This is a genomic window from Komagataeibacter sucrofermentans DSM 15973 (genome assembly GCF_040581405.1).
Lineage (GTDB): Bacteria > Pseudomonadota > Alphaproteobacteria > Acetobacterales > Acetobacteraceae > Komagataeibacter > Komagataeibacter sucrofermentans.
Genome location: NZ_CP137157.1, coordinates 1,524,229 through 1,548,775 on the forward strand (window position 1 = coordinate 1,524,229; position 24,547 = coordinate 1,548,775).

Consider the following 24,547-nt stretch of genomic DNA (forward strand, 5'->3'; position numbering starts at 1 on the left):
TGCCGGGGGAGTCCCCGCTGCCTAAGCGCAGTCCCCATCCTGTGCCCAGGGCGGGTGGCCAAACGCGCCTACCAGATAATCAATAAACGCATTGACCCGTATGGGCCGCAGCCCGCTTGCGGGCGTGATGAGGTACAGGCCCACCGGCGGGACTTCCCATCCGGGCAGCATGCGCACGAAGCGACCCGCCTTCAGCCCCTCCCACACCATGAATTCGGGGAACAGCCCGAACCCCAGCCCCGCCTCGAGCGCGGGCAGGAAGCCCGCCGCGTTATCCGCCCGCAGCCGCGCCGTTTGCGAGAGCACGAATTCCCGCCCATCGCCTTCATGGTGCAGGCGGATCATGCCGGGGGCGGCGGTATTGGTATAGACAAAGCTCTTGTGCCCCGCGAGCGCGCGCGGATGCTCTGGCGCGCCAATCTGCGCCAGATAGGCGGGCGTGCACACCAGCGCCAGCCGCACGCTGCACAGCCGCCGGGCACGCAGCGATGAATCGGCCAGCGCCGCGATCCGTAACGCCAGATCGTAGCCGCCCGCCACCAGATCAACCAGCGCATCGCTATAATCGATGGTGAGGTCGATTTCGGGGTAGCGCCGCAGGAATTCGGGCAGCACCGGGGCAAGGTGCTGTGTGCCAAATGTCATGGGGGCGGCCATGCGGATCAGCCCCGAAGGCGCGCGCGTGCCGCCACGGGCCTGTGTCTCGGCGGCTTCGGCTTCGGCCACGATCGTGTTGGCATGGCCAAGCAGCAGCCGCCCGGTCTCGGTCAGCGACATCTGGCGCGAATTGCGGTTGAACAGCGCCACGCCCAGCGACTGCTCAAGCCGGCTGATGGCCTTTGATACGGTGGGCTTGGAGAGCTGTATCTCCTCCGCCGCGCGGGCAAACGAGCCACGTTCCGCCACTTTGGCAAAAATGGCCCAGGCCTCGAAATCCGGCAGTCTCACCGGCAAACTCGGGAAAGGGTGCGTGCCATATGTTTCCCTAACTGATCTGCGTGCCCCTGTCTTTACCCCGCCTGATCACACGCAGAAGATGCAAAATTTGGAAATGAAACATTTCATTCATTTCCATATAAACACCAGCCCCGGTTCGATACCATGGGGGCAACAGAAAGGAAGAAACCCGATGATCGAAGTCCGACCCTTTGGCCTGCTGGGCCACGCCGACCATGGCTGGCTCGATGCAAGGCATCACTTCTCGTTTGCGGGGTACCATGACCCCGCCCGCATGCACTGGGGTGCGCTGCGGGTATGGAATGACGACATGATCGCGCCGGGCACCGGCTTTGGCACCCATCCGCACCGGGATATGGAAATCATCACCTTCGTGCGTGAAGGGGCCATCACCCATACCGACAGCCTGGGCAATACCGGCCGCACCGAGGCGGGCGACGTGCAGGTGATGTCGGCTGGTACCGGCATCCGCCACAGCGAATACAACCGCGATGCGGTGGCCACGCGCCTGTTCCAGATCTGGATCATGCCCGACCGTGCGGGCCATGCGCCCTCATGGGGCACGCGGGCCTTCCCGCGCAATGAGCGTGCCGGGCAGTTCGTGGTGCTGGCTTCGGGGCGGGCTGGTGATGACGACGCCCTGCCCATCAATGCCGATGCCCGCGTGCTTGGCGCGACCCTGGCCAGGGGGCAGACAGCCACCTACAGGCTGGGTGCACAGCGGCTGGGCTACCTGGTGCCCGCGCGTGGCGCGGTGGAAATAGACGGCGTGCGCGTGGGCGAGCGCGATGGCGCGGCGCTGTCCGACATCGAGACCGTGCACGTGCGCGCGCTGGAGGATGCCGAGATCATTCTGGTCGATACCATCGCCTGAACCGCCGGGAGCGTGTATCATGCAGGCCGGGGCACAACACCGTGCCCCGGCCTTGATCCACGCCATGACCGGGACCGATTGATCCGTGACCTTTTCCGCCTACCACGCCACATGGTCGCCTGAGGGCGCACCTGCCGCCGCTCCGCCTTATGGCGAAACCTATCCGGTGCAGCTGCCTGATGGCTCCACCCTGACCCTGCCACTGCGCGCCCTGCCCGGCGGCGAGCAGGCCATTGCCCTGCTCATGGCCAACCAGACCGGCTTTGCCGTCGAGCGCGAACTTGTTCGCCTGTTGACTGAAATGGTCGGCCCGTTGGCGCCTGAGGCGGTTGTTGGCGTGCCCACCATGGGGCTGGCCTATGCCCGGCCCGTGGCGGAAAAGCTGGGCATGGGTGACTACGTGGCGCTGGGGCACTCACGCAAATTCTGGTATGATGACAGCCTTGCCATCCCGCTTACGTCATCCACCAGCCCTGACCAGACCAAGCATCTTTACCTTGACCCCGCCCTGATGGAACGCGTGCGGGGCAGGCGCGTGGTGGTGATTGACGATGTGCTCAACACCGGGCGCACCGCTGTTGCCGCCGTGCGCCTGCTCGAGCGCGCGGGGGCATGCGTCGTGGCCATTGCAGCCGTGCTGACCGAAGGCTGGGCCTGGCGCGCGGCGCTGGAGGCGGCCACCCCTGGCGCCGTGCCGCCGGTGCACGCGCTGGGCCATATTCCGCTCTTTGGCGGGCAGGCAGGCAACTGGCGCCCCCTGCCCGGCACCTGAAACTGCCCATTGTCTTGCCGGGGTCTTTGCGGCATGACGGCACTATCAAATTCACTTTTGCCCGCAGCAGGTCGCCTTATGCCAGAACATACCCCCATCGGTCTTGAAAACCCCGCCGCTCCCGTCAGCGCGGTGACGCATTCAGGTAATTTCCACCTTGATGAGACGCTGGGCTATGTGATCCTGCATTACGCGCTCGCACCCGATGGCGACCTGCGCGGGCGTGTGATGGGCACCGGACCGGACGGGCGGCTGACCTTCACGCGCACCCGCTCGCCCGAGCGCATTGCCGCAGCCGACATTGTCTTTGACGTGGGCGGCAGATACGACCCCGTCACGGGCCGCTACGACCACCACATGAAGGAAAAGCCCCTGCGCGAGGACGGCACGCCCTATAGCGCGGCCGGGCTGTTGTGGAAGGATTACGGCATGGCCGCGATCCGCAGCATCCTCAAAAACCCCGCGCCGGAACCCGAGGTCGCCGCCATCTGGCAGTCCCTTGACCGCTCGCTCGTACTGCCCATCGATCTTGATGATAATGGCATGACCAAGATGGGCAAGCTGTCGCTGGCCGATATCGTCTCCGCCTGCCGCCCCACATGGGATACGGTTGAACTGTATGGCCCCGATGCCGCAAAAACCCGCGAGACCGAAGGCTTTGCCAATGCGGCGGTGGCGGTTGCCGGGCATCTCGTCAACATGATCGACCGCGTGCGCGCCAGCCTCAAGGCGGAAAGCCGCGTGCTTGCCGCCTATGCGCAGGCGGAGGACAAGCGCATCCTGCTCATGGAAACCGGCATGCCGACCGAGAAGGTCATTTTCGACCACGACCTGCCGGTGGTCTATGTCGTCTCCCCCGCCGCCCCCGATCGCTGGAACGTCAAGGCCATTCCGCCCGTGCGCGGTGATTTTGGCCAGCGCGTCTCCCTGCCCGAGGCCTGGCGTGGCCTTGATGGCGCAACGCTGGCCAGCGTATCCGGCGTTGCCGATGCGGTCTTTGCCCACCCGGCCCGCTTCATCTGCGGGGCAGCCAGCCGCGCGGGTGCGTTGAAAATGGCGCAGCTCGCCCTCGAGATCGACGCCGCACAGGCGAAGGGCTGAACGACACGCGCCCCTGAACCACGGGGCGCGGTCCTTACGGCTTCACGCGCTGCCCTGCTGAAAAAACGGGCACCTGAAAATGTCGTGCTGATCTGGGCAATGGTTCACGCGCAGGTGCGCATGAACCATTTGCCTGATGATGCCATAAACGTGATGGGGCAGGCTCTCTATCCGGCCATTCCCCCTCTTTCCAGCACGCCTGGCGCATCCCACGTCACCTCCATCGGGCGGGACATGTCCCCCCGCAAGGGAGGTTGCCATGAATATGGGAACACGCTACCGCACAAACCCCGGTGTCATGGATATGGTCGGCCTGGGCATGGTCCTGCTGACACTGGCGTTATGGCTATCCTTAATCTTCATATGAACCCGCAGCCCGACAGATACATCTGATCGGCCGCATGCCCCGCATACAGGAGGCGTCAATGAAGTTTCATCTCCGTCGTGCCTTTCATACCGGCACGGATAACGCCGGTTATACCAGCCGGTGGGACATCATGGGTCCAGCCCTGCTGGCCATCGCCTTTGCGCTTTCAACCGCGATGATCTTCTTCCTTTAGGCGGAAGGATCGTGACACCGGGCCTGCCGGGACAGGAATGGCCACGCAGGCCCGGGTCCATGCCCCCCAAACCATCTTCCTGCGCGCATCACGATGGCGTGGATGAAGCGTTTTCACGCCACAAGCTCATTGCGCGGTTACCTGCAAGGGCAGACAGCGCGGTGTAATCAGATATTCCCTCATGCCTGCCCAAACCTTCAGCCTCCTGCCACGTTGCCAATCGGCAGTCACAGGAGATCCTCATGAGCCGGACCCTACAGATCCTCGCGATCCTTTCCCTTACCCTGTCCATGACCAGTTGCGCCGATGGCCGACACCACCACCGCCACCATCGGGACTGGCAGGACGGACATTATGATGATGGTTATGGCCCCCATGGCGCGCGCATGCGCGGCGGCCCCGGCGGGCGCTGGTAACACCGCACCTTCCAAGGCAGGCAGATGGCAGGCAACATCCCGCGCGGTGCGTGCGTTAGGTGGAGGCAGGGCATGACCCTGCCCTTCCTCCACCATGACGGAGCGCCTGCATGACCACCACCATTCCCCCCCAGAGCCAGCCCCACCAGCCCGGCGTCGAACGGCTGATGGACCCACAGGCCGAGCACATCCGCGAGAGCTATCGCGGCAGCGGCAAGCTGAAGGGGCGCCGCGCCCTGGTCAGCGGCGGTGACAGTGGCATCGGGCGGGCCGCCGTGCTGCATTTTGCCCGCGAGGGTGCCGATGTCGCCATTCTCTACCTTGAAGAAGATGAAGATGCGCACGAGACGGTCCGGCTGGCCAAAGCCGAGGGCGTGAAGGCGCTTGCCATACGCGGCAACGTGGCCAACAGCGCCATATGTGATGATGCGGTCAAACAGACCGTCGACACGCTGGGTGGCCTCGACATTGTGGTGAACAACGCGGGCGTGCAGTATGTCAGCGAGGACCTGACTGATATTACCGATGACATGTGGCAACACCACATGGACGTCAATATCAACGGTTATTTCTACCTCACCCGCGCCGCCCTGCCGCATCTGGGGCGTGACAGCGTCATCATCAATACCTCCTCCGTCAATGCCTTTGCGGGCAATGCCTCGCTCGTGGCCTACACCACCACCAAGGCGGCGGAAATGGGCTTTACCCGTGCGCTGGCCCTACAGCTTGCGCCCAAGGGCATAAGGGTGAACGCCGTGGCCCCCGGCCCGGTCTGGACCCCGCTGCAACCCGCAAGCTGGGGGCCGATTGACCCCGAGGCCGTTGCCCATCTGGGTGACAAGACCCCCCTTGGCCGCGTTGGCCAGCCCAGCGAACTCGGGCCGGCCTATGTGTATCTGGCAGCACAGGATTCATCGTTCGTGACCGGGCAGACCCTGCACGTCAATGGCGGCATGATCGTCAATGGCTGAGCCGCTGCCTGCCCTGATGCTGCCCGCCGCATTATGGCTGCGCCTTTCGCCCCATCGCCGCTGGCTCGACATGCAGGGCCAGCGCCTGCTTGATTTCTCCAAGCCCTCACGCGTGGCGGAGGGGTTCGCCGCGCTTGATGATGATGGCAACCTGCCGCCGCCAGCCACGGCGGATAGCACGCTCAGCGCGCGCATGACCCATGTCTATGCCGTGGCTTCAGGGCGCGGCCTGCCGGGCTGTGGCCCGCTAGCCGCCCATGGCGTGGCGTGCCTGCTCGGCCCCCTGCGCGACCATGTGCATGATGGATGGTTTCTTACGCCCCCCACCGATGGCGCACAGCCAGAGGATGCCCGCAAGCAGGCCTATCTGCACGCCTTCGTAGCCCTTGCCGCCTCATCCGCCACGGTTGCGGGTGTGCCGGAGGGCCGCAGCCTGCTCGATGCAGCGCTCAGGGTATGGGAAGAGCATTTCTGGAGCGAGGAAGAAGGCGTCTTTCGCGAAAGCTTTGCCGCTGACTGGTCGGATGAGGAAAACTATCGTGGCGCCAACGCCAACATGCATTCGGTCGAGGCCTGCATGGCGGTGGCGGACGTAACCGGCAACCCCGTGTGGCGGCAGCGCGCGCTGCGCGTGGTGGAGCGCTTCATCCACACATTGGCCCGCGAGGCCGATTATGTCCTGCCCGAACATTACGACCGCAACTGGACACGCCTGCCCGACTACCACCGCGACACTCCCGCTGACGCCCTGCGCCCCTATGGCATGACGCCGGGGCATTTTGTGGAGTGGTCGCACCTGCTGCTCAAGCTGGAGGCCGCCCTGCTGCGCACGCAGGGCAATGCGCCATCGTGGCTGCTGGACGATGCCGTGGCCCTGTTCCACCGTGGCATGGAAACCGGCTGGGCGCGCGATGGGGCGCCGGGGCTGGTCTATACCATCGACTGGAACCTTCAACCCGTGGTGCACAATCGCCCCCACTGGTGCCAGGCCGAGGCCATGACTGCCGCCGCCGCCCTGCTCAAGCGCACGGGGCATGCGCAATATGAACAGTGGTACCGCACGATATGGGACTATATCGACCTTTACATGATCGACCGCAAACGGGGTGGCTGGATACAGGAACTTGACCGCAACAACCGGCCATCCGCCGTGGTCTATGCAGGCAAGGCCGACCTGTACCACGCCTGGCAGGCCACCATTACGCCGCTATTGCCACTAGCGCCAAGCTTTGCGACTGCCATATCGTTACTGGAAAATTAGAGGCAGGAACTGATTACGTTTTTATGTTTCAATAGTTATTTATAGAAACAGGACGTCTGTAATCATAAAATTATGATTTACAGCAGCAGCACGATAGCTGTCCTATCATTATCTGTTCCAACCATTCATTCCATCGACCGCGCGGAAAATCGTTTTGTCGCCAGAAACGCCTTCATGATAGCAGAATATTTTCTGCAAGGCTTTTTCAGGCAAGATTATAAGGCTGAACGATGTTTGATATTTTTTACCGGCGAAAACCGTCTTTATGGTGAAACAGGCTATAACGACACCATAAAAATTGGCGGTTTTTCTGCAAATTTATTTTCAAACAATACATTTTCAACACACGCCAATATCAGGAACAGTGGCTTGAAGCGTCTGAAAGGCTGTTCAATGTTCATAACCCAGACACGACCAATTTTTTTATGCCCTGGCCCTATTATGTAATTGATGGCACGGTTTATTTTCAAAATAGCATTCTTTTCGCCGATCAGTATTGCCTGAATAAAATTCTCTCCTTTCAGACAGATCTGGAAATATTGAATTTATTGACGAAGATGGTCAAAATATTTCCACATGGCAAACCGACCTGCACGCCATGCAGGCATTCAACATGAAAATGCACCGTCTTCTGGCCCGAAGCATCGCGTTCATGCCGCGCACGCTTTTCCATCTGGTTGCAATGCCGTTGCAGGTGCGTGACATAAAATCGTGGCAGGCCCTCCCGCATGGGGACAAGGCCGGGTTATAGTGGCAGGACCAGTCCTGCAAGCATCCGGGTGCGCCGCCAACCATGCCTTCGTCTTCCCCCTCCCTTCCATCAGGCCCGTGGCGGCAGGCCGCGCGTGCGTTCGGGCGCAACAGGTCGGCCATGGGCGCGCTGGGCGTGCTGGCGCTCATCACATGTGCCTGCCTTCTGGCCCCGCTCTATGCCCATGACGTGGCCCACAGCGATCCGTTCGCCTCAAACGTGGCGGGCAGCATTGTGCTGGGCGGGCAGGAAGTGGACATCATGCAGCCCAATGACAACCCGCTGCATCTTGGCCTCAGCCCCATCGGGCCGACGGGACATGCCGCCTACCTGCTCGGCGCTGACAGCCAGGGCCGCGACCTTGCCGCCCGCCTGCTGTATGGCGGGCGCAACTCCCTGCTCATTTCGGCCTGCGCCGCCGTGCTGTGCCTTGTGGCGGCAACACTTGCGGGCATCGTGGCCGGTTTCTGCGGTGGCGTGATCGATACCGTCCTCTCCCGCATCATGGACATCATGTGGGCGGTGCCGGTCTATCTGTTTGCCATCTCTCTCTCCATCGTCATGGTCAGCCAGAACATCCATCTTGGCCCGTTCGTGCTGGGGGCGGACAGCCTGCTCATTCCCATCTTCATCATAGCGCTGGTCTATATACCCTATGCCGCCCGCCCCATACGCGGGCGAGTGCTGGCGCTACGGCAAGCGGAGTTTGTCACCGCCGCCCGCAGCCTTGGCGTGCCGGGGTGGCGGATCATGCTGCTTGATATCGTGCCCAACATCACCACCACGCTGGCAACGCTTGGCCCGCTGCTCATGGCGCTGGCCCTGCTGGCGGAGAGCGCGCTGTCCTTCCTCTCGCTGGGCGTGCAGGCGCCACAGGCCTCATGGGGCACCATCATTCAGGATGGCGAGGGCCTGATCTATACCCGTCCGCTCGTGGCGGTCGCACCGGGTCTGGCCATCGTGGCGGTGGTGCTGGCGCTCAATATCGTGGCCGATGGCCTGCGCGATGCGCTTGACGGGCGCGGGGGCGCACGATGATCCCCGCCCTGCTCCGCCGTCTGGGCCAGACGCTGCTCGTGCTGTTTGGCGTGTCGGTGCTGGTATTCACGGTGTTTTTTGCCACGCCGGGAGCCGACCCGACCGCGCGCATCGCAGGCCGCAACGCCTCGCCACAGATCATGGAAAAAGTGCGCCGTGAATACGGCTTCGACCGCGCCCTGCCCGTGCAGTACGCCACCATGATGAAAAAGCTGTTCATCACCCGCGATCTCGCCTCCTACGCCGACCGGGGCGAGCTTGTGGTGCCGCAGATCGAGCAGGCCGCCCCGGTCACGGCCTGCCTGGTGTGCGGGGCCGCGTTCATCTGGGTGAGTGTGTCCATCCTCATGGGCACGCTGGCCGCAGCCTTCAAGGATACGTGGGTGGACCGTACGCTCATGCTGGCCGGGCTGGTGGGCATTTCCATCCCCGTTTTCTGGCTGGGGCAGGTCACCAACCTGATTACGCAGAGCCGCTATCATGACACATGGCTGTTCTCGTGGGTGCCGGGGCTGGGCTATGTACCGTTCAGCGAGGATCCGGGCGGCTGGTTCCGTTCGCTGGTCATTCCGTGGGTTGTGCTGGCGGTCATGTTCATCGGCATTTACAGCCGGGTGCTGCGCGCCGACCTCGTAGCACTTGCGGGCGAGGATTTCATGCGCACGGCCCGCGCCAAGGGGCTTTCCCCCACACGGGTCATGCTGCGCCACGGGCTGCGCACCGCGCTGGTTACGTTCGTCTCGCTGTTCGGGCTGGATTTCGCGCAGCTTGTGGGCGGCGGCGCACTGCTGACCGAGGTGGTGTTCGGCCTGCCCGGCGTTGGGCGGCTGACCTATCGGGCGCTCACCAATCTCGACCTGCCGGTCATCATGGCCACGGTCATGTATTCCGCCATTTTCGTGGTGGTCGCCAATGCGATGGTAGATATGGTGTATCTACTCCTTGACCCGAGGGTGCGTGATGCCCGCTGATCCCGTGCCCCTGCTCGATGTACGTGACCTGTGCGTGAGTGTGCCCGCGAATGGCGGCATGGTCCCGCTGGTCGAGAACGTGTCCTTCAGCGTGAACGAAGCCGAAATCGTGGGGCTGGTGGGGGAATCCGGTTCGGGCAAGTCGGTCACGGCCATGACCCTGATGGGGCTGATCGACAGCCCTGGCGTGCAGGTCAGCGGCTCGGCGCGTTTTCGCGGCCGGGAACTCGTGGGCATGGCCCCGCGTGCCCTGCGCGCCTTGCGCGGGCGCGATATCGCCATGATCTTTCAGGACCCGATGACGGCGTTCACCCCGGTCTATACCATTGGCTGGCAGATCGATGAGCAGATCCGCGTGCATGAACGCCTCTCGCGCCGCGCCGCGCGGGCCCGCACGGTGCAATTGCTGGCCGAGATGGGCGTGCCCGACCCCGCCCGCACGGCGCAGCGCTACCCCCATCAGCTCTCGGGCGGGTTGCGCCAGCGTGCCATGATCGCCATGGCGCTTTCATGCAATCCCACCCTGCTGATTGCCGATGAACCAACCACCGCCCTTGATGTAACCGTACAGGCCCAGATCCTTGACCTGCTGCGCGGCCTACGCCACAGCCATGGCTCCTCCGTGCTGCTCATTACGCATGATATGGGCGTGGTGGCCCAGACCTGCGCGCGCACGCTCGTGCTCTATTCCGGCCGCATGGCGGAAAGCGGGCCGACCGCCACGCTGTTCGCCCGGCCTGCCCACCCCTATACCGCCGCATTGCTGGACTCCATCCCCCCGCTGTATGGCACGCGGCCCCACCGCCTGCCCGCCATTGCGGGCGTGCCACCGACGCCGCAGGAGCGCCCTGCTGGCTGTGCCTTTGGCCCACGCTGCACGTATGTGCACGCCACCTGCCTGCCTGCCCCGCCAGCGCTTGTCAGCACCGGGGCGGAGCAGCAGGCCGCCTGCGTGCTGCCCACCGAGGGCACGCCCCTGCCACCCCGCGCTACCGCACAGGCCACGCCATCATGACCCTACTCATCCCCGTGCTGGAACTGCGCGACGTGCGCAAGACCTACCGCCTGCCGCGTGGGCAGAGGCTGAAGGCGGTTGATGGCATATCGCTCCGCGTCATGCCCGGTGAGATGCTGGGACTGGTGGGGGAATCCGGCTGTGGCAAATCCACGCTGGGGCGGTGCATGCTGCGGCTCGATGATGTCTCATCAGGACAGGTATTGTTTGAAGGGCGCGACATCACCACCCTGAGCGAACGGAAGTTGCGCCCGCTGCGCCCGGGCATGCAGATGGTGTTCCAGAACTCCACCGCCGCCCTCAACCCGCGCCGCAGCATTGGCGACCTGCTGGCCGAGCCGCTGCGCGTGCATCCCGCGCCCGATGGGCGCAAACGCACGCCAGCCACGATTGCAGCCCGCCTGCACGAACTCATGGCGCTGGTTGGCCTGCCTGCCTCCGCCCTTGCGCGTTATCCGCATGCCTTCTCGGGCGGGCAGCGCCAGCGCATCAATATTGCCCGCGCCCTTGCGCTGTCGCCCCGGCTGGTGGTGGCGGATGAACCGGTCTCGGCGCTCGATGTTTCGGTGCAGGCCCAGATCGTCAATCTGTTTGCCGACCTGCGCGAAAGGCTGGGGCTGACCTATATATTCGTGGCGCATGACCTGGCGGTGGTGCGGCAGATTTCCACGCGCGTCGCGGTCATGTATCTGGGCGCGATTGTTGAATGTGGCGGCACGGATGACGTGCTGCACACCCCCGCCCACCCCTACACTGCCGCCCTGACCGCCGCCGTGCCGCGCCCTGTGGTGGGGGCGCCCCCGGCCATGCTGCTACGCGGCGACGTGCCCAGCCCGGTCAACCGGCCTGCGGGCTGCCGCTTTCACACGCGCTGCCCCCAGGCGCAGGCGCGGTGTGGCGTGGAGGAACCGGACCTGCGCACCATCCAGCCCGGCCATGAAGTTGCCTGCCACTACCCGCTCCCGCCCGCGTAGGACCGGAAACATAACAGAGGTTTTTCAGGTTTCAGTGGGTTCCACGGCCTGCCCCAGCGTGTGCATCAGCCGGTTGGCCCAGCCAAAAATGGCGCTGGCCAGCACAAGGTCAAGCGCCTGAAGCGCGTTAAAGCCCAGATCGCGCACATGGTTCATATCGGCCGGAGTGGCCGCGATAGGCGTTTTGGAAAGCGCGACCGCAAAATCGAACAGGCCTTGTGAATACTCATCGATTTCAGCCGCAACGCCATCGGTAAAGATCGCATCCATCACCTCGGGTCGCCTGGTCAGTTCGATATAACGCGCGGCGTGGACCGAGCCGCAGTAAATGCAGTGGTTCACCACCGATGTCGCCACCGCCGCGAGTTCACGCTCCGCGCGTGGCAGGCCGTCCTTGCCGTACATGATCTGGTTGAACAGCGGCGAGCGGTATTTCAGGCTCTCGGGGTCGTGCGCCAGCGTGAGCGTATATTTCGAGATCTTGCGGTGCGAAGGCGTTTCCTGCAGCGCCTCGCGCTGGGCGGGGGTTGCCGTGTCATAATCCACCGGGGTGACGTAAGGCTCCCAGTCGAGCGTGTCGGTGGTAAAGCGGGTGACGGGCTTCATGCGAATGTCTCCTCAACCAGACGGACCCCTGCAAGCACGCGGACCTGGAAATTGATGCACGCCACAAGCTCGGCCAGGCTGACAACATCGCTATCGGTCAGGCCCGCGCCAAGCAGGGCATCAACATGCGCGCGGCTGGCCCTGGCGGGCGTGAGCGTAACCGTATCGACATAGGACAGGATGGCGGCCTCACGCGCATCCGCCGCCCCGGCGCCATCTGCAATGACCGTGACCTGCGGGCCCGCCCCCATCGTGGCCAGCAGGGTGGCGTAGGTCGTGGCCAGTTCCTCACAGCCATTGGCGCGCGCGATGCGGATGGCGATGGCGCAGCGCTGGGCATGGGGCAGACTGCCGCAGGCGGCAGGGGTAACGACGGCCTGCCCGCTGGCATCGCACAACTGCATGATCTTCGCACGGTCGGCCAGCGCTGCCTTCCCCTCGGCTGAGCGGGACTGCGCCGATAGGGAACTGAATGTCGAGAACGGGTTGGGCATTACGTTCCACTTTCTGGTGGGCCGGTTCCGCAGAAACCGGCAGTGGGGTCGGGGTGGCAGGCTACCATGCACTTACTGCATCGCAATACACCAAATGCCCGCATGACGCATTTTATTATCAAGACCCATGATGCAGATTTTACAACACAAATACGGATATCGAGACACCTGGCATCACGCAGCGCAAGACATTCACAATCATCATAATCCACCAAAAACAGCGCATATGCGGCCTGATTTGCAGGCACAAACCCGGCCTGCCCCGCCTGAGGCATGATGGGAGGGGACATATGGCCTTGCGCGGGGTGATATGCCACCATGCGGGATACAGTCATAAACGACGCCCCGGAAAAGAGACCCCATGCCCATTTCTGCCCCGACCAGTCTGGCCGACCTGTTCCTTGCGGTAAGGCAGCAGAAAACCGATCCTCTCGCCAGCGTGCACGAGGCGCTGACCCCGCGCACCCTGGCCGATGCCTATGCGGTGCAGGATGCGGTGGGGCTGCATCTCGGGCCGATACGGGGGTGGAAGGTGGGCGCAGAAACCCCGCAGTCCGAGCCGTTTGCCGCCCCCATCCATGCGGCCACGATCTTTGAGGATGGCGAGACCGTGCCCGCCTATGTCTGCCGCCATCTGGGCGTGGAGGCTGAAATCGGCTACCGCTTTGCCAAAGCCCTCCCCCCACGCGCAGCGGCATGGACGGCTGATGAAGTCATGGCCGCCATCGGCACCATTCACCCCATGATCGAGATTGTGGATACGCGGTTTGAAAAACCCGGCTCGCAGCACAAGCTGCTTCACACTGCCGATCACCAGAGCCATGGGGCGCTGATCGTAGGCCCCGGCATGGCGGACTGGCGGGCCATTACCCCCACGGGCGAGCCGGTCAGCCTGACCATAAACGGGCGCACGGTGGTCGAGCATGTGGGCGGCAATAGCGCGGGCGACCCGCTGCGCCTGCTGGTCTGGCTGGCCAACCATGCTGCGCGCCGTGGGCTGGGCATTGAGGCGGGATGCCTGGTCACCACCGGCTCGACAACCGGCACGATATTCGTGGTGCATGATACCGATGTGCGCGCAAGCTTTCCTTCCATCGGCACGGTGCAGACCCATCTGGCCTGACCCTGTGGGAGACATGACCATGCAGCCTGAAATCCTGCAGCTTGAACCCATGATGGACGCCATCGATAAATAGCTCGAGGCCACTTATGTGGTACACCGCCCCGGCCCCACGGGCGTGCCTGTCAATGTGGCGGGGCGCATACGCGGCATTGCCACCGGGGGCGGCTCGGGGCTCAATGTGTTTGCACATGAACCCGACGTGCCCGAGGCCCTGCGCACATCGCCGCGCACCGTGCTGCAACCCCACCGCGCCAGCGCCACGGTAGAAACCCGGCTGGCCATGGGCAAACTGGTGGTGGCCAACCTTGCCGCCCATTTTGCCCGCAGGCCCCCGCCCACGCCTGTCGTATAAGCCTTGGCCACGGGTGCGGGCAGACCGTTCAGGCGGAACCATCCACAAGGGGCCACGTTGGGTCAGCAGGCATTTTGCGGAGTACATCCCATGCTGACTCTTCTCATCATCGCACTCATCATCTTCGCCATTGGCGGGGGTGGGTATGGCTATCGCTCCGGCTGGTACGGCGGCTCCCGAAGTACGGGGTTCAACGGGCTGGGGCTGTTGCCTGTCATCCTGCTTATCATCGCGCTGTTCCTGCTGTTTCACACGCCAAACACGGCGCCCATGCCCTGACCACCCGGCACGGACGGGGCATGCGTTGTGGCATGCCTCGCCCTGTCGCGGGCAGGACCGGATGCGTTATTCTGGCTGATCCCCATCACGGGGCGGCCGTCCGGCCCACAGGGCCGCCAGCGCCGAGCCCGATATGTTGTGCCAAACCGAAAAAACTGCGCCGGGCAGCGCTGCCAGCGGCGAGAAATAGACCCGCCCCAGCGTTGCGGCCAGACCCGAGTTCTGCATGCCCACCTCCAGCGCCAGCGTGCGGCATACGGATTCATCAAAACCCAGCAGCCTGCCCCCCCAGTAACCACCGGCAAGCCCGATGGCGTTATGCACGATCACGCCCAGCAGCACGATCGGGCCGACACTGGCCAGAGCAGGCCGCACGCCTGCCACGATGCTGCCAATAATGATCATGATCGACACCATGGCCACCAGCGGCAGCGCGGGCGAGATGCGGCGGATGACGCGCGGGCACAGCGTATTGACCGCAACACCGCCACAGACCGGCAGGGCCACCATCTCCATGATGCTGCGAAACAGGCCCCAGCTATCCACGCTCACGCCCGCCGAAACATAAAGCCGGGTCAGCAGCGGGGTGGCGATGATGCCGACCAGCGTGGACAGCGTGCTGATGCTGACCGAAAGCGCCACATCGCCGCGCGAGAGATAGATCATGACATTCGACGCCGTGCCACTCGAAACGCAGCCCACCAGCACCATGCCCGTCGTAATCATGGGCGGCATGCGCAGCATGTGCGCGATCCCCCATGCCGCAAGCGGCATGACAAGGTAATGCAGCCCCACGCCAGCCAGCACCGGCGCGGGCCTGCGCGCAATGCGCCCGAAATCAGCCAGCGTGAGGGTCACCCCCATGGTGAACATGATGAAGGCCAGCAGCGGCGTAATGGCCGGGGTCACGCGCAGGAAGGGGCCGGGCATCAGCACGGCCGCAAGCGAAACCAGAACCGCCCATACGGGAAAAAGCCGCGTCAGCATGCGCCCGCCCTGCACATCCGCCCTGCCCTGACATCCATTGCCATCATGCTCCTGCCCCACGCCAATCGGCCACGGGCGTGTGCATAGCGGGCCACCTTGTGCATGAACAGCCTGTATTGCGCCTGCGCTGACGTTACGGTGTTGCCACGCCACATGGGCGGGTGGTTTACGCCAGCAGCGCAGCGTGCAACCCTGCGTCCGGCTGGTGGTTGAAACAGGGGCATGGCCCGGGGCACGACGCCATCAATACGCCGCAATACTGCCTCGTCATGCTGTTGTTTGCCTCTCTTCCCCCTGGAGACCTGCGTGCCCGATACCATCTACCGCAATGCGCTGTTTTTCGATGGCACGGGCGCAAGCCCCACCCGAACCGACATCGCCGTATCAGCGGGCAGGATCTCCGCCATAGGCCACCTGCTCGTGGCCAGCAGCCACACGACCGAGATCGACTGCGACGGGATGTGGCTCATGCCCGGGCTGCTTGACATCCACACCCATCTTGACCTCGAGCTTGAACTCGACCCCGCCCTGCCCGAGGTGGTGCGCCACGGCACCACGACGGTGGTGATCGGCAACTGCTCCATTGGCGTGACCTACGGCAACCAGCGCCGCGAGGGCGAAGACCCGATCGTGGACTGCTTCGCCCGCGTCGAGAACATGCCCAAGAGCGTGCTGGCCCGGGTGGCCGATGCGTGTGACTGGACGGATTCTCAAAGCTATCTCGATCACCTTTCCGCCCTGAAGCTTGGCCCCAACGTGGTGCCGCTCATTCCGCATTCCATGCTGCGCATCGAGGTGATGGGCCTGCATGATTCCATCTCGCGCCGCCCCACAAGGCGCGAGCGCGCGCGCATGGAGCGCCTGGTCGATGCGGGCATGGCGCAGGGTTATGCCGGTTTTTCAACCGATGCCCTGCCCTTTCACTTCCTGGCCAACGACCCGCACAAAAAGCGCAAGATCCCCACGCAATATGCCAGCTTCCACGAACTGCGGCAGTTGACCGGGGTCGTGCGCCGCTACGGGCGCGTGTGGCAGGCGACACCGCCCAAGGATGACATTGTCGATGCCGTGCGCAGCTTCCTGCTCACAAGCGGGCGACTGTTCGGGCGCCCGCTCAAGACCACGGTGCTCGCCGCGATCGATTTGCAGACCAACCGCGCCGCCGTCTCGATGTGCCTCATGCTTTCGGCCATGCTTAATTCCCGGCTGCTTGGTGGCATGTTCCGCTTTCAGGTGCTGGCCGCCTCGTTCCGGATCTGGAGCGATGGGGCGATCAATCCCATTGCCGATGAAATACCGCAACTGCGCGCCCTGAACGAACTCGAACTTGATGACCGCGCGGGGCGGGCGCGCATTCTCAACGACCCGGAATGGATCGCGGGCTTTCGCGAGATGTGGCTCAAGGGCAAATCCGGCTGGACATTCGACCGCCTGCGCCGCCTGATGCGACAGGAAGAAACCGTGCTGACCCGCAGCCTGGCCGACATGAAGGTGGCCGAATGCCCGCTGGCCAACTGGCAGGGCGAGACCCTGCTCGCCCCCTATAACCGCCTGCTGCGCTGGCAGCACACCAAGGGCCGCCAGGGTGCCGCCAATACGGCGGAGGCTGCGTTCTTCGCCACTTTCCCCGACCCCGTGCGCGATGATGCCACCTTCCTCCTGCACCTGCTGCGGCAGTGGGATACGGACCTGAGGTGGGAGACAACCTTCGCCAACCGCGACCCCACACGGCTGAAAAAACTGCTGTTCAACTCCCAGACCCTGCCCGGCTTCAACGATAGCGGGGCGCATCTGGCCAATATCGCCTTTTATGACGGCAATCTGCGCTTCCTCAAGATCGCCGAGCCCGACGGGCCCGAAAAGGTGGCGCTCGCCATCCATCGCCTGACCGGCTTGCCTGCTGATTTCTTCAACCTCAACGCAGGCAGGCTGCGGGTGGGCGCGCAGGCCGATCTGTGCGTGATCGACCCCGAGGCCCTGCGGCGGTGGAACCCGGAGGCAAGCTATGAATTCGTACACCGCTCCGAATTCGGCTGCCGACAGGTCATCAACCGCCCCCCTGGCGTGGTGCGCCATGTCATGATCGCAGGCCAGCGCGTCTGGACCGAAGGCCGCTATGCGCCCGATTTTGGCGCAAGCGCTCATGGTCGCGTCATCCGCGCCAGTGATCACCCGCTCGAACACGAGCAGGCCTGCGCCCTTGATGAGCGCGTGGTCCATGACAGGGCGGCCATCACGTAATCTTCACGCACGCACAGGCGGTTCGTGCAATTTTTTGATAGATACCCCGCCCTGCCCGTCATGCTATCCCGCCACATCATTTATGGCTGGAGAAAGCACGTACCCTTGGCATGGCGGCTGCAAACTCGATACATTGTGTCCCTCTCGGTGGCGATGGTGGCTGCGGCTGCGCCGGTGGCGAGCCTGCACGCCCAGAGCGTGCCCGTGGTCAGGCTGCATGGCGTCACCATCCGGCCTTATGCCACCGACCAGCTTGATACGGGGGGCTTTGTCTCGGCAGGCCCCGCCCATCCCGGCACGGGCGCGCGCGGGGCGCGGCTGCGCAATGGCGTGCGCGTCAATATCCATGACCAGGTGGAAATTGGCGCGATATGGGATTTCGGGCCTGCCCCCAATGGCCCCATGCGGCTGTTTGAGGGGCAGGTCTCCTATATCGGGCTGAAGCACTTCGTCTTTACCGCCGGTATCTTCAAGCCCAGCTTCGGCCTTGAATCCATGCAGGCGCAGGGCGATACGGTTTTTGTCGAGCGCTCCAGCATTTCCACCATTACCCGCAACCTCGCCACCGGCATCGAGCGGCAGGCCGTGCAGGCGGAGGCCTATGGCAGGCGCTACCATTTTGCCCTTTCCGCCACGGCTGGCACCGCAGGCCCCGGCGAGAATGGCAACCAGCGCGCCATGGCCTTCCGCCTCGTGGGGCTGCCGGTGCGCAGCCATGACGTGCTGGTGCATGCCGGCATTTCGGGGGAATGGGTGTTCCGTCCCGCCGCCATGACACGGAGCAGCCCGGCCATTGCACTATCCGACAACCCTGAACTCAACACCGGCACGGTCGCGAAATACCTCAATACCGGCCGCCTTGCCGCCACATCCGCCGGGGCTTTTGGCGTGGAGGCCGCCGTGGCGTGGAAAAGGCTGCTGTTTCAGGGCGAGGGCTATGACATCATGCTCGACACCAGCCCCGCCGCAGGCAGCCAGAACCTGAACTTTCATGGTTGGTACGGCATGCTGGGCTACACCATCAACGGCACGCCGCGACAGTGGAAGGGGCGCACCGCCGCCTTTTCTTCCCCCACATGCGCGCGGGGGCAGGATGTGCTGTGCAACGGCTATGGCGTGCTGGAAGTCGCGGCCCGCTATTCCGAGGTCAATCTTGACTCCGCCACCGTGCATGGCGGCAGCCAGCAGACCGGCTCGCTGGCCCTGAACTGGTGGCCGACCGCCATCATCCGCACCACCGTGCAGTATGAATACGGGCAGGTGAACGCCAGCAGGGCGCCTGAGCATTTTCATGCCATCATGTCGCTTTTCCAGATTAAATTCTGAGCGGTAGCGGGCCGCTCCCTATCCTGAATATGGGGTTTTGTAACTTTTTGTTGCCAAACACTCGCCACATTTACCGGCGCACACTGACCGGGTCGATGCATCGGCGATAACAGGCACATAGAGGAATACAGAACATGATGATCCGATCTGCTTCCATTCTCGCTACCGTCGCGGCAATCGCGCTGGCCACCCCGGCCTTCGCACAGGGCCATCCCGATTACTGCAAGTCCGTGTCCAAGGAACCTTCGGGCGAGTGGAAAATCAATTCCGACACCACTGTTACGGTTGGTGGCGCGCGCGTGGACCTCAAGCCCCAGTCGGTCTATCGCGGAGAAATCAAGATAAACGAGCAGGACGTTCATAACGAGTTCGAAAAGAGCTGCGGAAAGTAAAACCCCGTAACAGGGCCGGCATTGCGCATCCGGCCCTGTCTGCCTGCCACGACATGCGCTCTGAACAGCCTGCCGTTGAAAGAACCTGCATATTATAAAGACGTTTGGGGTAAACAGGGGTGGCGCCTGAACACTTTTGCCTTACGCTTTATGAACAGGTTATTTTCAGACAGCGGGAGAACGCCCTCATGGAACCATCCCCATCCCGCCAGCCGGTGCTGTTCCTGCCGCATGGCGGCGGCCCCTGCTTTTTCATGGACTGGCCCGATACGTGGGACCACATGGCCGCCTATCTGCGCGGTATCGCCGCCACCCTGCCGCGCAGGCCTGACGGCATCGTGGTCATGTCCGGTCATTGGGAAACAGGGGTGCCTACGGTCACCGCATCAGCGCATCCGCCGCTGATCTATGATTATTACGGTTTTCCACCCCATACCTACCACCTGCAATACCCCGCCCCCGGCGCGCCCGCGCTGGCAGCCGAGGTGCTCGACCTGCTGGCCCACGCAGGCATGCCCGGTGAGGCCGATGCCGGGCGCGGGTTTGACCATGGGGTGTTCATTCCCTTCATGCTGGCCTTCCCGCAGGCGGATATTCCCGTGGTGGAACTCTCGCTCCCGCGCGACCTCAATGCCGCGCACACCCTGCACATGGGGGCTGCCCTGCAGGGATTGCGGGCACGCAATATCCTGATCGTGGGCACCGGCATGACCTATCACAACGTGCGCCACCTGATGGGGCGCGACCCGCAATCCGATGAGCCGTCACGCGCATTCGACACATGGCTGACGCGGGCGGTGGAAGCACAACCGCCCATCCGCGCCGAGGCCCTGACCCACTGGGCGCAGGCCCCCGGCGCGCGTATCTGCCACCCCACGCCAGAGCACCTGCTGCCGCTGGTCTTTGCTGCGGGTGCTGCGGGAAATGACCTTGGCAGGCGGGATTACAGTGATACGGTCATGGGCAAGGCACTGTCCGGCTTCCGCTTTGGCTGAGGGCGTGCCGCCGCCCCCTTTCGCCTGCAAGGACAGGATGCCCATGACCCTGAAGTTCACCACCTGCATGCTTGCGGCGCTGGCCATTACCCTGCCCCTCGCCCCGCTTGCCGCCGCAACACCCGCAACACCCGCAACCGATGTGCGCCCCGGCCAGTACAGGGTCGAGCCCGGACACACGCAGATCACGTTCTCGCTGCTGCATATGGGCTTTACCCCTTATTCGGGCCTGTTTTCCGGCATTTCGGGCACGCTGCGGCTTGACCCCGGTCAGCCTGCCGCCTCACGCCTGAACGTAACCGTGCCGGTAAACAGCATCATCACCACCAGCCCGGTGCTGACCACCGAACTCAAGGGGCAGGACTGGTTCGATACCGCCCGCTACCCCAACGCCACCTTTGTTTCGAGCCGTGTCGTGCCGGTGGGGGCTGAGCATGCCAGCGTTACAGGCGACCTGACGCTGCATGGCGTCACCCGCCCCGTGGTGTTGCAGGTGCAGTATGTGGGCGCGGGCCTCAACCCGCTTGACAAGGCCTATACGGTTGGCTTTCAGGCCACCACAACCATCCGGCGCAGCGCATTTGGCATGAAGACCTACCTGCCCATGGTGGGCGACGAGGTTGCGCTTTCCATCGCTGGCGCATTTGAAAAACAGGACTGATCACGCCCCTGCCCGCACGCCCAGACCGTGCAGGAAAAACCGCCACGTTTCATCAACATAAGCTGCGCTGGCGGCGGCATCTGGCAGCGGGTCGCGCCCGAGCAGGCGCTGCTGTATGGCCCAGCCGGTCATGAGGCCGGTAAGCAGGCGGGCCGTGTGTTCATTGTCATGGCCGGGCGGGATCTGCCCCGCCTCACCCGCCGCGCGCAGCAGGTTGATGATGCGGCAGTGAAAGGGCGCCACGATTTCATCCATCGCATGGTCGATCAGGGCGGGGTAGCGGTAGCCATCGGCAATCATCATGCGGTAGGTCGCGATCACGTCCTCCTGCATGATGAAGTCGAGCAGCATGCGGCAGACCGCGTGCAGGGCCTGAAGCGGATCACGCAGCGAAACCTGCGTGTCGTGCTCGAGAAGCTGCGCGCATAAATGGGTAATGACCGCCTTGAACAGCGCCTCCTTCGAGGCATAGCGATGATACAGCGTCTGCTTGCTGGCCCCCGCCGCGCGCGCGATCTGCCCCATCGAGGTGCCCGCATAGCCGTGCGCGATGAACAGGTCGCCCGCCACCTCAAGCAGGTAGCGGTCGAGCTGGGCTGAATCCGCGGGCGTGGGGCGGCCTGAGCGGCGCGGTTTGGCCATGGCGTTCGACATCTTGCAATTCCCGGTCCGGCGGCAGTCAGGGCATGAACTTACGTGCTTATGTGGCTTGACCGAGGCATATTGTCCATCCTACTGAAACCGTACCGACCCGTTCCATAAATGGTGGCGCATGCCTGACACCCCCCCGACCGACCCTTCCCCCGCAGACCAGCCTGCCGCGCAAAAAAAACCGGCAGACCCGCGCAAGGCAGCCATCCGCAAGATGGTGCTGGCCTGTATTGGCGGCATGGCACTCATAGCCTTTGCCGTATGGCTGGTGCATTGGTGGACGCACGGGCGCTTCATCGAGTCCACCAATGATGCCTATCTGCAAGCCGATCAGGTCACGGTTTCAACCCGTGTCGCGGGATTTGTCGATGACGTGCTGGTGACCGAGAACCAGAAGGTGAGCAAGGGCCAGGTCCTGCTGCGCCTTGATGAGCGCGACCCGCGCGCCCGCTTCGAGCAGGCCCGCGCGCTGGCCGATCAGGGACAGGCCGCCATTACCCAGACCAAGGCCCAGATCGATGCGCAGGATGCCCAGATCGCGCAGGCGCAGGCCCGCGTGCAGGCAGCACAGGCGCAGGCCGATTTTGCTGACCGGGAAGTGGCCCGCTACCGCGCCCTTGCCGCCACCGGCGCCGAAACCAGCGAGCATTACGACCAGTTGCGCAACAGCAGCGCGCAGGCCCATGCCCAGCTTGCCCAGGCCACCGCGGGCCTGCAATCCGCCCAGCGCCAGCTTGCCACCTACAGCGCCGAGATCCTTCAGGCGCAGGCCCGTATCGAGCAGGCCATTGCCCAGCAGCGCACGGCCCAGGTTGATCTTGACGCCACCACCATCCGCGCCGCCATTGATGGCCGCGTGGGCGACAAGACCGCCCGCGTGGGGCAGTACGCCACCGTGGGCACGCGCATGATGACCATCGTGCCGGTGCAGGATCTGTATCTCGTGGCCAACTTCAAGGAAACGCAGATCCGCCGCATGCGGCCCGGCCAGCCGGTTGAAATCTCGATCGATGCGCTGGGCGGCGCCAGGATCAAGGGCACGGTCGAGAGTTTCGCGCCGGGCACTGGCGCGCAGTTTGCGCTGCTGCCGCCTGATAACGCCACCGGCAACTTTACCAAGGTGGTGCAGCGCGTGCCGGTGCGCATCCGCATCCAGCCCGAAGGCAGTGAGCGCGCGGTGCTGGTGCCCGGCCTGTCGGTTACGGCTGCGGTCGATACACTGGTCGAACCCGCGGCGGATGGTGGGTCGTGAACCCCGCTGCCCCGGCTGAAGAACAGGCCCCGCCCGAAAAGGCGGATGCCGCCGCCTGGCTGGCCGTGGCGGCGGGCACCATCGGCGCGCTCATGGCAACGCTTGACACCTCCATCGTCAACTCAGCCCTGCCCACCATCCAGGGTGAGATCGGGGCCAGCAGCAGCGAGGGCACATGGGTCACCACCGCCTATCTGGTGGCCGAGATTGTCATGATTCCGCTGGCGGGCTGGTTCGAGCGCATCTTCAAGCTGCGCAACTTCCTGCTCATCGCCGCCGTGCTGTTCACCATCTTTTCCATGTGGTGCGGGCTGTCGCCCAACCTGCTGCACATGATCATCGGCCGCGTGGGCCAGGGGTTTACGGGTGGGGCGATGATCCCCACCGCCATGACCATCGTGGCCACCCGCCTGCCGCCCGCCCAGCGCCCGGTGGGCATTGCGCTGTTTGGCATGACCGCCGTGCTCGGCCCCGTGATCGGGCCGGTAATTGGCGGCTGGCTGACCGAAAACCTGAGCTGGCATTACGCCTTCTTCCTCAACCTGCCCATCAGCATCGGGCTTGGGGTGCTGCTGTTCGTGGGGCTGCCTGCGGGCAAGATCGACTGGGGCGCGTTTCGTGAGACGGATTATTACGGGCTGGCGGGCCTGATCATGGGGCTCGGCGGCCTGACCGTGGTGCTGGAGGAAGGGCAGCGCGAACGCTGGTTTGAATCCGACATGATCCGTGAACTCAGCATCATGTGCGTGATTGGCATGGCGCTGCTGGTTATTGGGCAGTTCCGCTCGCCCCGGCCGGTCATTCACCTTAAAATACTGCTGCAAAAGAGCTTTTTTGGCGTGTTCATCCTCAGCCTGGGGGTGGGCGGCGCGCTTTATGGCATCCTGTATCTCATACCGCAGTTCCTTGCCGCCGTGCCGGACTACAATTCCGAGCAGTCGGGCCTGGTCGCGGCCATAAGCGGCGTGCCCACGCTGCTCATGCTGGCGGTGTTCCCCATTCTGGTGCGCAAGCTCGACATCCGCTTCGCCATTGGCTTTGGCATGTTCCTGTATGTGGTGAGCTGCTTCATGAACGCCCACCTCTCGCCCGATAGTACGGGCGAGCACTTCTTCTGGTCGCAGGTGGTGCGTGGGTTTGCGCAGTTCTTCTCGCTCCTGTTCCTCAACCAGGCTGCGACCAGCGCCGTGCCCATGCAGTATGCCGAGGATGCATCCGGCCTGTTCAACGCCGCGCGTAACCTTGGCGGCTCGTTCGGGCTGGCGGCGGTGGCCACCCTGCATGACCGCAGGCTGGACCTGCACACCGCCCGCCTGGAGGAAACGGTCACCGCCAACTCCCTGGCCGGGCAGGACTTCGTGCAGCATTTTGGCCTCGCCCGCCTGAGCGCGCTCATTACCCGGCAGGCCACGGTCATGACCTATAGCGACCTGTTCTGGATATTTGGCATAGCATTGCTGGCCATGCTGCCGCTGGTCATGCTCATCAAACCCCTACCCAAAGACGCCGGCATGACGGTGGGATGAC

Annotated in this window: 27 protein-coding genes and 1 pseudogene; 22 read left to right on the top strand and 6 right to left on the bottom strand. The window is 63.8% G+C overall.

Annotated features, from left to right (window positions below):
- Positions 1-21 precede the first annotated feature (21 nt).
- Positions 22-948, bottom strand: a complete 927-nt coding sequence (locus tag R5N89_RS07495) for a LysR family transcriptional regulator (protein ID WP_110569354.1) — start codon at positions 946-948, stop codon at positions 22-24.
- A gap of 181 nt (positions 949-1,129) precedes the next feature.
- Here R5N89_RS07495 and R5N89_RS07500 point away from each other — a divergent pair, with 181 nt between their 5' ends.
- From R5N89_RS07500 to R5N89_RS07535, 8 genes are all read left to right on the top strand, one after another.
- Entirely contained in the window at positions 1,130-1,831 is a 702-nt protein-coding gene (locus R5N89_RS07500; RefSeq protein WP_110569353.1) for a pirin family protein, read from the top strand.
- A gap of 85 nt (positions 1,832-1,916) precedes the next feature.
- The gene (locus R5N89_RS07505; protein WP_110569352.1) at positions 1,917-2,603 is read left to right on the top strand and encodes a phosphoribosyltransferase; all 687 of its coding nucleotides are present in this window, start codon (positions 1,917-1,919) and stop codon (positions 2,601-2,603) included.
- 78 nt (positions 2,604-2,681) lie between these two features.
- Complete coding sequence (locus R5N89_RS07510; protein WP_110569351.1) at positions 2,682-3,704, top strand: MYG1 family protein; 1,023 nt, start codon at positions 2,682-2,684, stop codon at positions 3,702-3,704.
- 425 nt (positions 3,705-4,129) lie between these two features.
- Positions 4,130-4,264 (top strand): hypothetical protein, encoded by a 135-nt coding sequence (locus R5N89_RS07515; RefSeq protein ID WP_265001351.1) that lies wholly within the window; start codon positions 4,130-4,132, stop codon positions 4,262-4,264.
- 242 nt (positions 4,265-4,506) lie between these two features.
- Positions 4,507-4,680 carry a hypothetical protein gene (locus R5N89_RS07520; protein WP_167400876.1) on the top strand — a complete coding sequence of 58 codons (174 nt, stop codon included), beginning with the start codon at positions 4,507-4,509 and terminating at the stop codon, positions 4,678-4,680.
- A gap of 110 nt (positions 4,681-4,790) precedes the next feature.
- Positions 4,791-5,651 (top strand): glucose 1-dehydrogenase, encoded by an 861-nt coding sequence (locus tag R5N89_RS07525; protein WP_110569349.1) that lies wholly within the window; start codon positions 4,791-4,793, stop codon positions 5,649-5,651.
- The gene (locus tag R5N89_RS07530) at positions 5,644-6,912 is read left to right on the top strand and encodes an AGE family epimerase/isomerase (RefSeq protein WP_110569348.1); all 1,269 of its coding nucleotides are present in this window, start codon (positions 5,644-5,646) and stop codon (positions 6,910-6,912) included. The genes R5N89_RS07525 and R5N89_RS07530 overlap by 8 nt, the downstream gene beginning before the upstream one ends.
- A gap of 72 nt (positions 6,913-6,984) precedes the next feature.
- On the top strand, positions 6,985-7,359 hold the full coding sequence (locus R5N89_RS07535) for a hypothetical protein (protein ID WP_146220212.1): 375 nt from the start codon (positions 6,985-6,987) through the stop codon (positions 7,357-7,359).
- A 73-nt stretch (positions 7,360-7,432) separates the two neighbouring features.
- Here R5N89_RS07535 and R5N89_RS07540 read toward each other — a convergent pair whose 3' ends face one another.
- The gene (locus tag R5N89_RS07540) at positions 7,433-7,642 is read right to left on the bottom strand and encodes a hypothetical protein (RefSeq protein WP_110569347.1); all 210 of its coding nucleotides are present in this window, start codon (positions 7,640-7,642) and stop codon (positions 7,433-7,435) included.
- A 63-nt stretch (positions 7,643-7,705) separates the two neighbouring features.
- Between R5N89_RS07540 and R5N89_RS07545 the strand changes: the two genes are divergently transcribed.
- The 4 genes from R5N89_RS07545 to R5N89_RS07560 are packed head-to-tail and all read left to right on the top strand — an operon-like array spanning position 7,706 to position 11,661.
- A complete protein-coding gene (locus tag R5N89_RS07545; protein ID WP_110569346.1) occupies positions 7,706-8,701 on the top strand; it encodes an ABC transporter permease in 996 nt (331 codons plus the stop codon).
- The gene (locus R5N89_RS07550; protein ID WP_110569345.1) at positions 8,698-9,672 is read left to right on the top strand and encodes an ABC transporter permease; all 975 of its coding nucleotides are present in this window, start codon (positions 8,698-8,700) and stop codon (positions 9,670-9,672) included. Before R5N89_RS07545 ends, R5N89_RS07550 begins: the two co-directional genes overlap by 4 nt.
- Complete coding sequence (locus R5N89_RS07555) at positions 9,662-10,687, top strand: ABC transporter ATP-binding protein (protein ID WP_110569344.1); 1,026 nt, start codon at positions 9,662-9,664, stop codon at positions 10,685-10,687. Before R5N89_RS07550 ends, R5N89_RS07555 begins: the two co-directional genes overlap by 11 nt.
- The gene (locus tag R5N89_RS07560; protein WP_110569343.1) at positions 10,684-11,661 is read left to right on the top strand and encodes an ABC transporter ATP-binding protein; all 978 of its coding nucleotides are present in this window, start codon (positions 10,684-10,686) and stop codon (positions 11,659-11,661) included. The genes R5N89_RS07555 and R5N89_RS07560 overlap by 4 nt, the downstream gene beginning before the upstream one ends.
- 24 nt (positions 11,662-11,685) lie before the next feature.
- Here the strand turns inward: R5N89_RS07560 and R5N89_RS07565 are convergent, their stop codons facing one another.
- Positions 11,686-12,267 (bottom strand): peroxidase-related enzyme, encoded by a 582-nt coding sequence (locus R5N89_RS07565; RefSeq protein ID WP_110569342.1) that lies wholly within the window; start codon positions 12,265-12,267, stop codon positions 11,686-11,688.
- Positions 12,264-12,761: a hypothetical protein gene (locus tag R5N89_RS07570; RefSeq protein ID WP_110569341.1), complete on the bottom strand. Its 498-nt coding sequence runs from the start codon at positions 12,759-12,761 to the stop codon at positions 12,264-12,266. Before R5N89_RS07570 ends, R5N89_RS07565 begins: the two co-directional genes overlap by 4 nt.
- A gap of 361 nt (positions 12,762-13,122) precedes the next feature.
- On the opposite strand from R5N89_RS07570, the gene R5N89_RS07575 reads away from it, so the two are divergent.
- From R5N89_RS07575 to R5N89_RS07585, 3 genes and pseudogenes are all read left to right on the top strand, one after another.
- Complete coding sequence (locus tag R5N89_RS07575; protein WP_110569340.1) at positions 13,123-13,884, top strand: 2-keto-4-pentenoate hydratase; 762 nt, start codon at positions 13,123-13,125, stop codon at positions 13,882-13,884.
- Between the two features lie 103 nt (positions 13,885-13,987).
- A pseudogene (locus R5N89_RS07580) lies at positions 13,988-14,236 on the top strand (2-hydroxyacid dehydrogenase); the annotation flags it as partial.
- Positions 14,237-14,326: 90 nt separating this feature from the next.
- Positions 14,327-14,515 carry a hypothetical protein gene (locus R5N89_RS07585; RefSeq protein WP_110569339.1) on the top strand — a complete coding sequence of 63 codons (189 nt, stop codon included), beginning with the start codon at positions 14,327-14,329 and terminating at the stop codon, positions 14,513-14,515.
- Between the two features lie 66 nt (positions 14,516-14,581).
- Here R5N89_RS07585 and R5N89_RS07590 read toward each other — a convergent pair whose 3' ends face one another.
- A complete protein-coding gene (locus R5N89_RS07590) occupies positions 14,582-15,502 on the bottom strand; it encodes a bile acid:sodium symporter family protein (protein ID WP_110569400.1) in 921 nt (306 codons plus the stop codon).
- A 306-nt stretch (positions 15,503-15,808) separates the two neighbouring features.
- On the opposite strand from R5N89_RS07590, the gene R5N89_RS07595 reads away from it, so the two are divergent.
- The 5 genes from R5N89_RS07595 (at position 15,809) to R5N89_RS07615 (ending at position 21,117) form a co-directional block, all read left to right on the top strand.
- On the top strand, positions 15,809-17,743 hold the full coding sequence (locus R5N89_RS07595; RefSeq protein ID WP_110569338.1) for an amidohydrolase family protein: 1,935 nt from the start codon (positions 15,809-15,811) through the stop codon (positions 17,741-17,743).
- A 153-nt stretch (positions 17,744-17,896) separates the two neighbouring features.
- Positions 17,897-19,069, top strand: coding sequence for an OprO/OprP family phosphate-selective porin (locus R5N89_RS07600; RefSeq protein WP_110569399.1), 1,173 nt, complete (start codon positions 17,897-17,899; stop codon positions 19,067-19,069).
- Between the two features lie 134 nt (positions 19,070-19,203).
- Entirely contained in the window at positions 19,204-19,461 is a 258-nt protein-coding gene (locus tag R5N89_RS07605) for a hypothetical protein (protein ID WP_240906385.1), read from the top strand.
- 188 nt (positions 19,462-19,649) lie between these two features.
- Positions 19,650-20,456, top strand: coding sequence for a class III extradiol ring-cleavage dioxygenase (locus R5N89_RS07610; RefSeq protein WP_110569337.1), 807 nt, complete (start codon positions 19,650-19,652; stop codon positions 20,454-20,456).
- A 43-nt stretch (positions 20,457-20,499) separates the two neighbouring features.
- Complete coding sequence (locus R5N89_RS07615; RefSeq protein WP_110569336.1) at positions 20,500-21,117, top strand: YceI family protein; 618 nt, start codon at positions 20,500-20,502, stop codon at positions 21,115-21,117.
- Here R5N89_RS07615 and R5N89_RS07620 read toward each other — a convergent pair whose 3' ends face one another.
- On the bottom strand, positions 21,118-21,771 hold the full coding sequence (locus R5N89_RS07620; RefSeq protein ID WP_110569335.1) for a TetR/AcrR family transcriptional regulator: 654 nt from the start codon (positions 21,769-21,771) through the stop codon (positions 21,118-21,120).
- Between the two features lie 118 nt (positions 21,772-21,889).
- Between R5N89_RS07620 and R5N89_RS07625 the strand changes: the two genes are divergently transcribed.
- Both R5N89_RS07625 and R5N89_RS07630 read left to right on the top strand, forming a co-directional pair.
- The gene (locus tag R5N89_RS07625; RefSeq protein ID WP_110569334.1) at positions 21,890-23,020 is read left to right on the top strand and encodes an HlyD family secretion protein; all 1,131 of its coding nucleotides are present in this window, start codon (positions 21,890-21,892) and stop codon (positions 23,018-23,020) included.
- A gap of 92 nt (positions 23,021-23,112) precedes the next feature.
- On the top strand, positions 23,113-24,546 hold the full coding sequence (locus tag R5N89_RS07630) for a DHA2 family efflux MFS transporter permease subunit (RefSeq protein WP_354680713.1): 1,434 nt from the start codon (positions 23,113-23,115) through the stop codon (positions 24,544-24,546).
- The last annotated feature ends 1 nt before the right edge of the window (position 24,547 follow it).